General features: G+C 32.2%; 15 protein-coding genes. 4 read left to right on the forward strand and 11 right to left on the reverse strand.

Going from position 1 to position 13,434, the window contains the following annotated elements; translation table 11 throughout:
* Positions 1-18 precede the first annotated feature (18 nt).
* The 5 genes from EQM13_RS11150 to nadE all read right to left on the reverse strand — a co-directional run bounded on the left by EQM13_RS11150 (position 19) and on the right by nadE (position 3,529).
* A complete protein-coding gene (locus EQM13_RS11150; protein WP_114218047.1) occupies positions 19-960 on the reverse strand; it encodes a restriction endonuclease in 942 nt (313 codons plus the stop codon).
* Positions 961-1,599: a TIGR01906 family membrane protein gene (locus EQM13_RS11155; protein WP_128752699.1), complete on the reverse strand. Its 639-nt coding sequence runs from the start codon at positions 1,597-1,599 to the stop codon at positions 961-963. It lies immediately after the preceding gene.
* Positions 1,600-1,669: 70 nt separating this feature from the next.
* Positions 1,670-1,843, reverse strand: coding sequence for a hypothetical protein (locus EQM13_RS18400; protein ID WP_170177313.1), 174 nt, complete (start codon positions 1,841-1,843; stop codon positions 1,670-1,672).
* Positions 1,844-1,978: 135 nt separating this feature from the next.
* Positions 1,979-2,725, reverse strand: a complete 747-nt coding sequence (locus EQM13_RS11160) for a YebC/PmpR family DNA-binding transcriptional regulator (RefSeq protein WP_071139047.1) — start codon at positions 2,723-2,725, stop codon at positions 1,979-1,981.
* Between the two features lie 75 nt (positions 2,726-2,800).
* Entirely contained in the window at positions 2,801-3,529 is a 729-nt protein-coding gene (gene nadE, locus EQM13_RS11165; RefSeq protein WP_128752700.1) for an NAD(+) synthase, read from the reverse strand.
* 247 nt (positions 3,530-3,776) lie between these two features.
* Here nadE and pepV point away from each other — a divergent pair, with 247 nt between their 5' ends.
* The 3 genes from pepV to EQM13_RS11180 all read left to right on the forward strand — a co-directional run bounded on the left by pepV (position 3,777) and on the right by EQM13_RS11180 (position 6,022).
* On the forward strand, positions 3,777-5,168 hold the full coding sequence (pepV, locus tag EQM13_RS11170; protein ID WP_071139045.1) for a dipeptidase PepV: 1,392 nt from the start codon (positions 3,777-3,779) through the stop codon (positions 5,166-5,168).
* Between the two features lie 141 nt (positions 5,169-5,309).
* Positions 5,310-5,669 (forward strand): sulfite exporter TauE/SafE family protein, encoded by a 360-nt coding sequence (locus EQM13_RS11175; RefSeq protein WP_071139044.1) that lies wholly within the window; start codon positions 5,310-5,312, stop codon positions 5,667-5,669.
* Positions 5,666-6,022, forward strand: coding sequence for a sulfite exporter TauE/SafE family protein (locus tag EQM13_RS11180; protein WP_071139043.1), 357 nt, complete (start codon positions 5,666-5,668; stop codon positions 6,020-6,022). Before EQM13_RS11175 ends, EQM13_RS11180 begins: the two co-directional genes overlap by 4 nt.
* A gap of 43 nt (positions 6,023-6,065) precedes the next feature.
* Here EQM13_RS11180 and EQM13_RS11185 read toward each other — a convergent pair whose 3' ends face one another.
* From EQM13_RS11185 to yunB, 5 genes are all read right to left on the reverse strand, one after another.
* Positions 6,066-6,458: a CoA-binding protein gene (locus tag EQM13_RS11185; protein ID WP_240662925.1), complete on the reverse strand. Its 393-nt coding sequence runs from the start codon at positions 6,456-6,458 to the stop codon at positions 6,066-6,068.
* A 66-nt stretch (positions 6,459-6,524) separates the two neighbouring features.
* Positions 6,525-7,172: a YigZ family protein gene (locus tag EQM13_RS11190; RefSeq protein WP_071139041.1), complete on the reverse strand. Its 648-nt coding sequence runs from the start codon at positions 7,170-7,172 to the stop codon at positions 6,525-6,527.
* Between the two features lie 121 nt (positions 7,173-7,293).
* Positions 7,294-7,752, reverse strand: coding sequence for an NUDIX hydrolase (locus tag EQM13_RS11195; RefSeq protein WP_128752701.1), 459 nt, complete (start codon positions 7,750-7,752; stop codon positions 7,294-7,296).
* A gap of 126 nt (positions 7,753-7,878) precedes the next feature.
* A complete protein-coding gene (gene hflX, locus EQM13_RS11200) occupies positions 7,879-9,177 on the reverse strand; it encodes a GTPase HflX (RefSeq protein WP_128752702.1) in 1,299 nt (432 codons plus the stop codon).
* 48 nt (positions 9,178-9,225) lie between these two features.
* Complete coding sequence (gene yunB, locus EQM13_RS11205) at positions 9,226-9,879, reverse strand: sporulation protein YunB (protein WP_083381770.1); 654 nt, start codon at positions 9,877-9,879, stop codon at positions 9,226-9,228.
* Between the two features lie 161 nt (positions 9,880-10,040).
* Between yunB and EQM13_RS11210 the strand changes: the two genes are divergently transcribed.
* Complete coding sequence (locus tag EQM13_RS11210) at positions 10,041-13,043, forward strand: penicillin-binding protein 1A (RefSeq protein ID WP_128752703.1); 3,003 nt, start codon at positions 10,041-10,043, stop codon at positions 13,041-13,043.
* A gap of 29 nt (positions 13,044-13,072) precedes the next feature.
* Here EQM13_RS11210 and spoVAE read toward each other — a convergent pair whose 3' ends face one another.
* Positions 13,073-13,429: a stage V sporulation protein AE gene (gene spoVAE, locus EQM13_RS11215; RefSeq protein WP_071139036.1), complete on the reverse strand. Its 357-nt coding sequence runs from the start codon at positions 13,427-13,429 to the stop codon at positions 13,073-13,075.
* Positions 13,430-13,434 lie beyond the last annotated feature (5 nt).

Consider the following 13,434-nt stretch of genomic DNA (forward strand, 5'->3'; position numbering starts at 1 on the left):
TAATTATATAACAAAAGGTCATTTCTGTAAATTAAAATCGTGATTTTTAATAAAAAAATATAAATTGTAGCTCCCTGAAATTATACTTAAAGCTATACATATTCCTCCAACAACGGTATAGTATTTTGTATATCTTGTTAGATTTGACATCAGAATAAGAATTATCCCAAGAAAGAAAAATCTTAATATATTATGTTTAGAAAAAAATTGTTCTTTCATATTTACCCTTTTGGATAACTTCTCTTTTCTCTTGTTCACTATGATTTCTTCTATTTCCTCTTTTTTAGGTAATTTGCCTATTTTTTTAATAATTTCAATGATTTCGTCAAAATCAACTAACTTTATATGAATATATCCTTTTTCCTTTAATTCTTCGGTAAAATATGAATTTGTAACTATTAATCCTCTACTGGCCTCGGTTTTTTTTAGTTCCTCCATAAAACCGTTTATATCTTTTAATCCTATCCTATCGTCCTGGCTTTTTTTAAAACATGAAACTCCCCATATTTCATTATCAACAGTAAATAAATAGTCCAAATGGTTACTATATTCAAAAAAAGTTGTATTATAATATTCTTCTAAAATATCTTTTATATATTCCTTAAATTCATTGCTGCTTAAATTATTTATATCTTTCAATATCTTCTTTTTAACCAGTTCCTCATTTATTTGAGCAATCTTTTTTTTCATTTTCTTGTTTTTGAAATTATAAATTAACAACGAAAACAATATAGTTATTTGGACTGAAACAACAATGCTGAAAATAAAATACCCCGTTTCTGCATATAAAATGATTATCGTTCCTATGAATATAATGATTCTTAAAAAGAAACCATCCAAAAAATCTGCTTCTGTACTTTTTCCTTTTTTTATTTTGCCTATATAATAATTATTTATATATCTCTTTCTTTTCAAATCTTCTATATATTTTTTTAGTATATCTTTTTTATCGAAATCCAATTAATCTCCCGCCCTCTCATTTTTTATTTCATATATCAGTATTATTGACAAAATTGCAATAAATAATATCCCAATTCTTCTGAAAATATCTATAAAAAATGATTCGGGAAACATTCTAATCAATAAATCTGTCTTAGGATCCAAAAGCCAATAATCATTATCAAAGAGTATTAAATGAAAATAAGTAAAATACCTATTAAAATCATAAATGGATAATATTATCAACAATAATAGAAGTATAATGGAAAAAGCCGAAGACACCTTAACCGTATTTCTTAATAGCTTCTTGTCTTTTTTATGTAAAAAATATCTTGTCCATAATAATATAAACAAAGATAGCCCTTCTAAAAAAATTCCCCTTTGAAATAAAACCCTCACATCTTTAAGATGTGTAATATCATTATTGCTGTACTTTTCAGAATATTTCAATTCTTTTGTAACCCCAGCCAAATACTTCATCAGAGCAACAGTTGTCTTTTCCAATTCTTCCATATTCATATGGGTTTCCTGAGAAATATTATATTTTTCATATTCTTTAAGAAAATATTTAATATTAAAAACATTTATCTGGAAACTAAATAGAAGTATGAATAAAGGCATAAAAATAAATAGTAATGCTGAACAAATTCTTTTTTTCATAAAAGTTTCCCTCCTATATCCAATATTTAAAAAAGATACTGAATAAAAGTAAAGGCCCTATTAGGGCCCTTTATGACATTGCTTTTTCTAATTTGTCTATATACTTTATGGGAAACATCTTTAACAGTTCTTTATACTGTTCCACACTTAATCCTTTTACTGTAGTATAAATATGAATTTTATCGTCTACAGATGCGTTTTTAAATTTTTCTTTTATCTCTTCAAAATTTACATTCTCTGCCATAAATACTCTCCTTTTCTTAGTGCTCTATTAATAGTATTATTAGATTTTAAAATTATATTTATTCAATAAGGAATTACTTTTCATCTTATTCATATTATTCATAAAAAGTTAAATGGTAACATAAATTTTTATATATTATTCAACTTCTAAATCATCAGGTATTTCCCAATTGTAATAAACTTCCTGCACATCATCGTTATCTTCAAGGGATTCTATCATTTTTACCATGTTTTTAATATCTTTTTCTTCGGATAATTTTATTGTATTCTGAGGAATATAAGATATCTCTGCCGTAACAAAATCATATCCATCTTCTTTCAATTTATCTCTTATAATATTAAAATCTTCAGGATTAGTCAATATTTCGAATTCCTCATCATTGCTTGAAAAATCTACTGCACCCATATCAATGGCTTTAAGCATCAATTCCTCTTCATCAATATTGTCTTCCCTTTTTATAACAACAAGTCCCCTTTTATCGAACATAAAAGAAACACATCCCGACTGCCCTAAATTTCCTCCGAATTTGTCAAAAGAATGTCTTACATCCGATGCTGTTCTGTTTCTATTATCAGTAAGGCAAGAAACTAATACTGCTATTCCTGCAGGACCATATCCTTCATAATTTATTGTTTCAAATAAATTTTCATTTTGATCTCCAGCAGCCTTTTTTATTGATCTATCTATATTATCATTAGGCATATTTTCAATTTTAGCCTTTTCAATAGCAGCTTTTAACAATGGGTTATATTCCGGTTCGGAGCCGCCTTCCTTTACTGCCACAGTTATAGCTCGAGCTAATTTTGTGAATACTTTTCCCTTCCTTGCGTCCTCCTTACCTTTCCTGTGCTTAATATTTGACCATTTAGAATGACCTGACATACTATTTCTACCTCCTTTAAATATACCCATTACTATTCTGCCACATAAAATAATATATTGCAATATATTTTAATATTACTTATTGTCTAAAGTAAAAACTTCGGGATTCTTTCTTTTATGTTCGCTTTTTTTATTCATCTCATCAATTCTGTTCTTGAAATTTTCGGGAGCTTTTCCGTACAATATATAATCGTCTAAAATATCATAGCTGAATCCCATTTCCTTTTCATCAGTTTGATTTTCCCAAAGACCCGCTGTAGGAGGCTTAGTAATTATCACTTCCGGAACTTCCAAAAATCTTGCCATTTCTCTGACTTCTCTTTTTACAAAAGAACCTATCGGAGCTATGTCAACTCCTCCATCTCCATATTTTGTAAAATACCCTACTGTCGCTTCACTTTTATTTCCTGACCCTGCTACAAGATAATTATTTAATTGAGCAAAATAGTACAGGGTTATCATTCTCAATCTGGGCTTTACATTGGCCTGTGCCAAATTATTGTCTGTTTTCGAATCCATTTTTGAAATAAATTCATCATATACACTACTTAAATCAACTGTCTTAACATTGATATTAAGTTTCTTGGCAATTAAATGTGCATACTTCTCATCTTCTTTATTGCTATGGCAGGGCATTATAAGTCCTAAAGTGTTTTCAGGAAATGCTCTCTTGGAAAGAGCCGCTACTACAGAAGAATCCACTCCTCCACTTAAACCAAAAATTAACCCTTTTTTATTAGCCTGCTCTACCTTACTTCTTAACCATTTTACTACTTCATCACATACCTGCTCTACATTTTTCATCATAATCCCTCCCAGTTAAATATATTCCTAAATAATATTTCTATTATATCAAATACAATTTATTGAGTAAAGAATTTTATAATTTTCATTGGCTCATTTTCTGGCCTATCTTAATTTCACATGTGTAATATTATCTATCATTTGTTCAATTATATACACCTATGTACATCATTTTCAATATCTTCATAAAAATTTAGATACCAGCAGGATGAAAAAAGAGTTAAAATAATCAGGGAGGTGTTTTTTGATGGATTTAAATAAAAAAGTCGACGAACTTAAAGACAGCCTTATTAAGTCTGTAGAAAAAGTTGTCAAAATTAAGAGTGTTCAAGAAGAGCCAAAAGATGGAATGCCTTTTGGTGAAGGTCCGAGAAAGGTACTTGATTGCGCACTAGATATTTCAAAAGAGCTTGGATTCAAAACAGTAAACATGGACGGCTATATAGGATATGCAGAATATGGCCATGGTGACGACTATGTTGCTGTACTGGGACATCTTGATGTCGTTCCGGAAGGAGACGGATGGAAATATCCACCTTACGCCGCCGAAATACATGAAGGAAAAATATACGGAAGGGGAACTCTGGATGACAAGGGACCTATAATGGCGGCACTTTACGGGCTCAAGGCAATAAAGGACCTTAATATGCCCCTTTCAAAAAGAGTAAGGGTGATATTCGGCACAAACGAGGAAACCGGAAGCAAAGAAGTCGAGTATTATATGAAGAAGGAAAAAGCCCCTGTTTCTGGCTTTACTCCTGATGCCGAATACCCGATAATATATGCAGAAAAAGGCATAACAATATTTGATGTTGTAAAAGATTTAAAGGAAGGATGCCAAAAGGGTTATAACATAAAATCAATTAAAGGCGGTACAGCACCTAATGCGGTTCCTGCTTATTGCGAATGTATCATGGACGGAGACAGCGCTGAGGAGCTTAAAAAACTTGCGGTTGATTTCTCAAATAAGACAGGATTTGACATAAAAGCAGAAATTAGCGGAAAAGATATTGTTGTAAAATCTTACGGTTTTGCAGCTCATGGCAGTTCTCCGGAACGCGGAAAGAATGCGGTAATGCGTATGTTCGCTTTTCTTGCTACTCTTCCTCTTGGCAATTGCGAACTAAAGGATTATATTGATTTCTTCAATAAATATGTAGGGGAAGAAACAGACGGAAAATCATTTGGCGTTTATCTTGAAGACAAGGAGTCGGGCAAGCTTACGTTTAACGTAGGATGCGTTGAAATGAAGGGTAACAGGATAAAGCTCTCTCTTAATGTAAGGTATCCTGTAACGCACAAGGTTGAAGATCTAATAAATCCTTTTAATAAAAAACTTGAAGGTACCGGAATAAATATTGAGAACATGACACATCAAAAACCTCTTTATTTTCCTGCAAGCCATCCGCTTATCAAGGTATTGCAGAAGGTATATGAAGAGCAAACCGGGAAAAAGGCTGACCTTCTTGCAATAGGCGGAGGAACATACGCTAAAGAGATGCCAAATATAGTTGCATTCGGTCCGATATTCCCAGGCAAACCGGATCTTGACCATCAGGCTAATGAATATATTGAAATAGACGACCTTGTCGCTAATGCTAAAATATATGCCCATGCAATTTACGAACTTGCAAAGTAATGCAAATCTATACTTCAAAATCCCATGCTTTTATAGCATGGGATTTTTTATCAATTGGATATTTAATCTTCATGAATAACTAAATTCTTTTAGGAAAAAGTATATAGTGATTAATATTAATTATATAGGTGGCATAATAATGTGAAAAAAGTAAACTTAAAAATTCTCCTTATAGGTCTTATCTCTGGATTTTTAAACGGTTTATTCGGCTCAGGAGGAGGAACCATAGTAGTTCCTGCTTTAGTTTTTCTTCTCGGAGTTGATGACTATAAAGCTCATGCTACCGCAATATCCGTAATACTTCCCTTAAGTATAGTAAGTACCATAATTTATTATACACATAAATCCATCCATTTAAATATAGCATTATTTGTAGCTTTCGGTGGAGTTATAGGCAGTTTTATAGGGTCCAAATTATTAAATAAGATACCAATTAACATATTAAGAAAAATATTCGGTTCTTTAATAATATTTGCAGCTATAAGGATGATGATAAAATGAAATTATTTATTATAGGGTTGTTTTCGGGAATAATCAGCGGTATGGGGATAGGCGGCGGAGTAATACTTATCCCTTCTTTATTAATTTTTACCGAGTTGACTCAGCAGGAAGCTCAAGGAATAAATTTAATAGTGTTTATACCCGTTGCTATCGTGGCCTTGATCACTCATTTAAAAAATAAAAACATAAAATATAAATTATCATTAAAAATAATAGGCTACGGTCTTATAGGAGCGGTTTTGGGCTCCTTTATTGCAGGTAAAATCAATTCTAAAGCCTTAAGCAAATACTTCTCCATATTCTTATTGATAATAGGGATTTACGAACTTTTTTCAAAAACAAAAAAGCAATAATATTAATTGCTTTTTTGTAAACCGTATGAAAGCTCCATTTCCATTAGTGTAAACTTCGTAATACACAATCGTTGTAAACCAGTTTAAATCCCAATTTTTCTCCTTTTTCCACTGTAGATTGCCTATATGAACCCGGTTGAAACCACAGGTTTTCTATTCCCATATCTTTTAGATCCTCCAACATCCCCTCTGTAATCTGGGGAGAAACTACAAAATCCACCACATCAGGCTTTACGGGCAAATCCTTTACGGTCTTATATATCTTCTTTCCATCGACTTTATCAACATTGGGATTTATTCCATAGACATCGTAGCCTTTTTCTTCTAATTTTTTAAATATTTTGTATCCAAATTTTTCTTTATTGGAACTTGCACCTATTACCGCCCATATTTTTTTATTAAGCATTTCATCTTTATGCATATTTGGATATTCCATCATTTCACCGCCTTTAATCCATTATATTCACTTTATTTATACCCTTGGTATCTGATTTTTATCATGCTAATCGATTTTTTTACAGTCCTTTAAGGACAGATATTTCTCTCCCAACTCTTCAATTTCCACCCTTCCGTTACATAAATCAATAACAGATGATATAAAAGAACTCTTTTCAAAAAAACTTACAAATACTTCTATATTAACGGCTTCATTAAATATTACATTTGAAATTATTATTCCCCTGCTTAAAAAAAAATTTTCAACCTTGCCATATATGCTATAATCTATTTTTATTATTAATTTTCGATGAAGTACTTTTTCAACGATTATTCCCGATTCGATAGCAATTTTAGCACTTTTTGTATATGCTCTTATAAGTCCTCCGGCTCCAAGTTTTATTCCTCCGAAATATCTTGTCACTACTACTGCCACGTTTCTTAAATCTTCCTTCTTTATTACCTCTAAAATCGGTATTCCTGCAGTACCCTGAGGTTCTCCGTCATCGCTGTATCTTTGTATATTATTATTTTCCCCAAATACATAACCATATACATTATGAGTAGCGTCCTTATAGATACTTTTTATCTCGTTTAAAAAATCAAGAGCATCTTCTTCGGAAGAAATCGGCAAAACATGTCCGATAAATCTGGATTTATTTATTGTAATTTCATCTTTTCCTTTTTTATGTATAGTTTTATATCGTTCTTCCATTTTCTCATCATCTCCGAAAACAATGTTATCAAAGAACAAAAGGAAAAGCCAATAAAATATTTTAAACAGAAATTATTTATTGATTTTTCCTTTTTAATAAATTTTCATATCCATGTCTATTCTAAACAAGCATCTCTTCTTTTTCTATATCGCCTATTGGGAATTCTTTTAATTTCAGATATTTTTTATAAGACAGTCTAACCAAAGATTTATCCTGACTATAGGTAATTTTTTCAACGGCTTCATCTATGTCAAAGAATCCACCTCCCGTAAATCCCTCTTCTTTATTAATCATAAATTTCTCATCATTACACTCCATAATATACCATATTATCACATTAAACACCGGCTGCTGCCTTGAATAAGAAAAAAATTCGTAATTGGTTTCCCCTGCAGTGGAAATAATCTCGGCATCAACGATACCGCTTTCACATTTCACACGTTCCAATGCAGTTTCCGTAGGAAGAAAACCATTACGAATTTTACCTTTTGGAAGTACCCATTCATCTTTGTCATTCTTGAGGATAAATACCTTATGTCCATGAAAAACCACTCCTCCTGCACAGTTTCTCACTATCATAATAAAACACCTCCACTTTTTTTATTCCTTCTTTATTATTATTAATACCCAATAATAATCCAAATATCAATAATAATTATGAATTAATATTTTAAATAAATAGAATGAATAATTCATTCTATTTATTTAAAACAGAATATATTCCTTATACCTTTCAAAATCTATTGAATTTAGGGATACATTTAAGTAAACTCCATCTTCTTCGTATTTCAAATTTTCAGTATTGTAGTTTTCACATATATTGGATAATAGATTTTGTTTGTCATAAGGAATTTTCAAAGCAACATAAAAAAACTTTTGCGGAATCATCTTCTCTATAGTGTCCATAAGAATACCTAAATTTATTTTCTTTTCTGCAGAGATAAATACTTTTTCCTTAACAATATTCTGATCGTAATAAGTATTATATATATCGACCTTATCTATCTTGTTCAATACGGTTATTATAGGTTTATCAATTACTCCCATCTCTTTAAGTATATTATAAGTGGTTTTTATCTGAATGTCTACATCCCTATTCGAAACATCTACAACATGAAGAAGTAAATCCGCATATTTTATTTCTTCAAGGGTCCCCTTAAACGCTTCGACCAATTTCACCGGAAGTTTATTTATAAACCCAACAGTGTCCGTTATAAGAAAATATTGACCTTTGGGCAATTTAGCTCTTCTATATGAAACATCCAAAGTGGCAAACAACATATCATAAGCAAATACATCTTTAACTGAACTTTCACCGCTTATCTCCAATATTTTATTAAGTAAAGTAGATTTTCCCGCATTTGTATATCCCACCAAAGCTACTATAGGAAGATTAGAAGCAAGTCTCTTTTTCCTTTTTACTTCTCTTATTTTCTCAATACTCTTCAATTGCTTTTCAATATTTGTAATTTCCCTTAAAACATGCCTTCTATCAGTTTCAAGTTTTTGTTCTCCAGGGCCTCTTGTCCCGATTCCTCCGCCTTCTCTGGAAAGATAATCTCTCATTCCTATAAGTCTCGGCAGCATATATTGGAGTTGGGCAAGTTTAACTTGAAGTTTCCCCTCTTTAGTTGCAGCCCTTCTGGCAAATATATCCAATATTAAATTTGTTCTATCAATGACTTTTCTCTCAATGGCATCTTCCAAATTCTTTATTTGAGCACCGGAAAGTTCATCATTGAAAGCCACAGTATCTATTTTTAAATCCTCACAATAATTTCTGATTTCTTCTACTTTTCCTCTTCCAACAAAAAAAGCCGAATCAATGTGATCCTTTTTTTGAATAACTCTTAAAACTACTTCTCCTCCTGCTTCTTCAACTAATTCTTGTAATTCATCCATAGAGTTATTAATGCCAATTTCTTCCTTGTCAAAATATATACCTGCAATAAGTACTCTTTCCTTCTCGTAAATATTTTCTATATCCAAAATTATCACCTTCATTCTTCAAAAAGTATTCTTACTAATTATATCATGTTTTTTAATAGTTATCTAATCAACTATTTCTATTGCATCTTCCTCTTTTGGTAATTCTATATATTGTTCCGGTACGTCTCCTACTATTATGGTTTCCGCTATAGGAATGTTTGTCGTGATTTCAATGTCATCGGAAATTAGCGGTACTATCATACGTATACTGGTATTTATAACCAAATAAATTCTATGTCTCGTTTGGTTTATCCCGGATTGCTTAAATTCCGTGGCAAAATCCACGGAAACAGCACCCTGAGGTACAATTGTTAGCTTAATGCTGGGAAGCCTCAAAATTTGAGTATCAAAAACATTTTTTAATGGTACCTCTATCTTTGAAGCAGATATATCGGTAAGTTCTTTTTGTACTTCCAGAGCCACTTCGGCTGCAATATTATTCATCAATATGGTATTTGCCTGCATTAATGCAACTTTTCCGTCTGTACCATACCTTACAAATATTAGGTCGTTATAATTAATGTCCTTGCCTATTTTTTTCTTAACGGATTTATTTATAGTTTCGGTAGTTATAGCCCGGGCTTTTATCTCCGAAAGCGTAAGAACCGTAGGTCTTATGTTCTTATCAATGAAATTAAAAATATATAATATTATTCCTATTATTATTATGAGCCAAAGTATCCATTGCTTTTTCCTGAAATAAGGATTATATCTCAATATATTTTCCCCCTCTATATTATAAGTATATGCATATAACATATCAGACTTTATTTGTATTTATTAAATTTTCATTATATAACTATTTATTAACAACAATTAATTTCTATGATATAATTAACCTAATTATATATGCCTTTTCGTATTAAGGAGGTATTTACGTGGCTGAAAATAAAAGAACACAAAAAAAGAAAAAGAAAGGAAAAAAACTTAAGATATTTTTATTAATTTTATTTTTACTTATAGTTTCTGCCATAGGCGCAGTAGGAGGTATAGTTATAGCAATAGCAAAAGACGCACCAAAGATCGATCCTACAAATATCGATTCAATTTTAAGTCAGACATCTTTTATTTTAGATCCTGAAGGAAATGAGATTGAAAAAATTCAAACTCAAGAATATAGAACTGTTGTAGATTTAGATAAAATACCAAAAAATTTACAAAACGCTTTTATTGCCATCGAAGATGAAAGATTTCGATCACATATAGGAATAGATCCAAAGGGTATTGTCAAGTCAACGATAGATAACATTAGAGCCGGAGCAATCGTAAGAGGTGCAAGTACTATAACTCAGCAGTTAGCAAGAAACCTATACTTAAATAATGACGTTAAATGGGACAGAAAAATAAAAGAGGCATATTTAGCATTACAAATTGAGAAAGTACTGACAAAAGATCAAATCTTGGAGGCTTATTTAAATAGAATATATTTAGGCCAAGGAGCTTACGGTGCTCAGGGGGCTGCCCAAACATATTTTTCAAAAAATGTGGAAGACCTGACACTTGCCCAATGTGCATTAATTGCGGGAGTAGTTAAAAGCCCTTATAAATATCCCCCATACAAAACAGTAAAGCCGGAAAATTTCGACAGCTCAACTCAATACGAAGTTGGAGAATTGGATATTTTAGGCGAGAAATATATTGCCGTATATAACGAAGACGCAGTTGAAAGGCAAAAAATTGTCCTCATGAAAATGAAAGAATTAGGCTATATAAGTGAAGAAGAATATCAAGAGGCATTAAAGGAGGACATAAAAACCGAGCTCAAGCCAGGAAGAAAAAAAATTACCGGCATCTCTTCATATTTTACTGATTATGTAAAATCCCAGGTAATCGATGCATTAGTAAATGAATTAGGATATTCAAGGGAAGACGCCGAGAATGAGTTATTTACCGGAGGATTACGAATATATTCAACTATGGATGTCGACATGCAGCATAAATTAGAGGAAATATATAAGAATTTTACTGAAGAACTTTTCAATGTAAAAAGTGCTAAAGCACCCATACTTATTGATTGGAAACTCGATAAAAATAAAAACATTTTAGGCGAAAACAATAACATCATATATTATAAACAAGAAAATTTATTTAATAAAAATTATGATTTAATAGTTGAAAAAGGAACTTTTGAATTAGGAGATACAGGGTTAAAAATAAATAATAAAAAGTTCTCCGTTTACAACAATAGCATCACCATCTCTGATTATTACAATATTAATGAAAAGAAAAATCTCGTGACTCATAATGTTGGGGCTTTATCTGTACCTGAAAAAAGTCTCACTAAAGGTGACAATAAAGAATTTCTGATTTCAAAGGAATTTTTAAATGAAAATAAAGATTTTTATTCCATTGATGAAAAAGGAAACCTTCTAATAAATTCAAAATACTTTTTCAGAAGCAGCGATGGAGTTGTACAGCCTCAATCCGCAACGGTTATATTGGATTATAGGACAGGAGAAATAAAGGCTTTAGTTGGCGGAAGGGATATCGAAGGAGCAAAATTGTTAAACAGAGCTACTTCTTCCAGAAGACAGCCCGGTTCTTCCATTAAGCCAATTGCAGTGTATCTTCCTGCTTTAGATAACGGTTATACTGCGGCTACTCCTATCGATGATGTTCCATATTATGATCATAACGGGAATATTTGGCCTAGAAATTCCTATAAGGGATATAAAGGAATAACTACCTTAAGAGCTTCCGTAGAACAATCTATTAACGTAAACTCTGTAAAAACACTGTCTGATATAGGAATAAAAACTTCAATGGAATATTTAACGAAATTGGGGATTATAAACTCGGATGATCCTAAAAATGACAGTTTCGTTTCAAGTGCTGAAAATAAAAAAAATAATGATGAAAATTTATCAGCATTAGGGCTGGGCGGAATGACGAAAGGTCTTACTCCCTTGGAGCTAACCGCGGCTTATGGAGCTATTGCAGACGGAGGTACTTATACAAAGCCCCTGTCTTTTACTAAAATATTGGATAAGGACGGCAATGTGCTTATAGAAAATACTCCTCAAAGAAATAAGGTAGTATCAGAAGGTGTAGCGTTCGTAATGTCTGATATATTGAGGACAACTGTTACTAACGGAATAGCCGGAAGGGCACAAATTCCTAATATGCCTACTGCCGGCAAAACCGGTACTACTCAAAACCAAGCTGATATTTGGTTTGTAGGTTTTACTCCCTATTATGCGGCGGGGGTGTGGATCGGAAATGATTCTCCTCAAATAACTTTAACAAAGGGAAGTTCCATGGCAGCAACATTGTGGCAAAAAATAATGACCGATGTTCACGAAGGATTGGAAAAAAAGAATTTTGAAAAACCTGATAGCATAGTGACCGCTCAAATATGTACCCAATCGGGAAAATTGCCCACAAGTTTATGTGCCCGTGATCCAAGAGGCAGTACCGTCCGCAGTGAAATTTTCGTAAAGGGGACTGTGCCTACCGAGCAGTGCGATGTTCACGTAGAGTTAGACATTGATACCGTAACAAATAAAATTGCTAACAAATATTGTCCTCCCGGAAATGTAGAAAAAAGAGTTTTCATAAAAAGAAATCCTCCGTATAAACCTGCGGAACACGGTGGAATTCTTCCTAATGATTATAAATATACTGCTCCGACGGAAGTATGTGATGTCCATAATCAGGAAAACAGTGTAAATGATTGGTTGAATGATTGGTTTAATAACGGAAACGACAATAATGATAATGGAAATGATGATAATAACGGTAATGAGAACAACAATAACGGCAATAATGAAAACAACAACGGGAATGGAAATGACGATAACAATAATTGGAATGATGATGATAATAACGGCAATAATGGGAACAATAACGGCAATACCGATCAAAATAATGTATCTCCTTAAGAAAAAAAGCTAAGGAAAATTAATTTTCCTTAGCTTTTCGTTTTGGGAGTAAATATTATAGACATAATATACCCAAATATTATAGAGGCTGCTATTCCTCCTGCCGTAGCCTCTGTTCCTCCTGTAAAAGCTCCAATAAAACCTTTTTTGTCCACTCCTTCCATCACTCCTTTACATAAAGAGTAACCGAATCCGGTAATAGGAACAGAAGCACCGGCTCCTCCAAACTTCATTAAGGGTTCATATAAACCCACTGCAGTTAAAATTACCCCCGACGTAACAAACATGACGAGAATATGTCCCGTTGTAAGCCGTGTTGTATCTAATATGATTTGACCTACGACACATATAAGCCCCCCCACAATAAAAGCTCTTATATATTCCATTTGAT

It is taken from the genome of Acidilutibacter cellobiosedens (assembly GCF_004103715.1).
In the GTDB taxonomy this organism is placed as follows: domain Bacteria; phylum Bacillota; class Clostridia; order Tissierellales; family Acidilutibacteraceae; genus Acidilutibacter; species Acidilutibacter cellobiosedens.

Coding starts and splice junctions, on each gene's coding strand:
- EQM13_RS11155 (WP_128752699.1), bottom strand. CDS start 1,599: ATGAAAAAAAGAATTTGTTCAGCATTACTATTTATTTTTATGCCTTTA.
- EQM13_RS18400 (WP_170177313.1), bottom strand. CDS start 1,843: ATGGCAGAGAATGTAAATTTTGAAGAGATAAAAGAAAAATTTAAAAAC.
- EQM13_RS11160 (WP_071139047.1), bottom strand. CDS start 2,725: ATGTCAGGTCATTCTAAATGGTCAAATATTAAGCACAGGAAAGGTAAG.
- nadE (WP_128752700.1), bottom strand. CDS start 3,529: ATGAAAAATGTAGAGCAGGTATGTGATGAAGTAGTAAAATGGTTAAGA.
- pepV (WP_071139045.1), top strand. CDS start 3,777: ATGGATTTAAATAAAAAAGTCGACGAACTTAAAGACAGCCTTATTAAG.
- EQM13_RS11180 (WP_071139043.1), top strand. CDS start 5,666: ATGAAATTATTTATTATAGGGTTGTTTTCGGGAATAATCAGCGGTATG.
- EQM13_RS11185 (WP_240662925.1), bottom strand. CDS start 6,458: ATGGAATATCCAAATATGCATAAAGATGAAATGCTTAATAAAAAAATA.
- EQM13_RS11190 (WP_071139041.1), bottom strand. CDS start 7,172: ATGGAAGAACGATATAAAACTATACATAAAAAAGGAAAAGATGAAATT.
- EQM13_RS11195 (WP_128752701.1), bottom strand. CDS start 7,752: ATGATAGTGAGAAACTGTGCAGGAGGAGTGGTTTTTCATGGACATAAG.
- hflX (WP_128752702.1), bottom strand. CDS start 9,177: ATGAAGGTGATAATTTTGGATATAGAAAATATTTACGAGAAGGAAAGA.
- spoVAE (WP_071139036.1), bottom strand. CDS start 13,429: ATGGAATATATAAGAGCTTTTATTGTGGGGGGGCTTATATGTGTCGTA.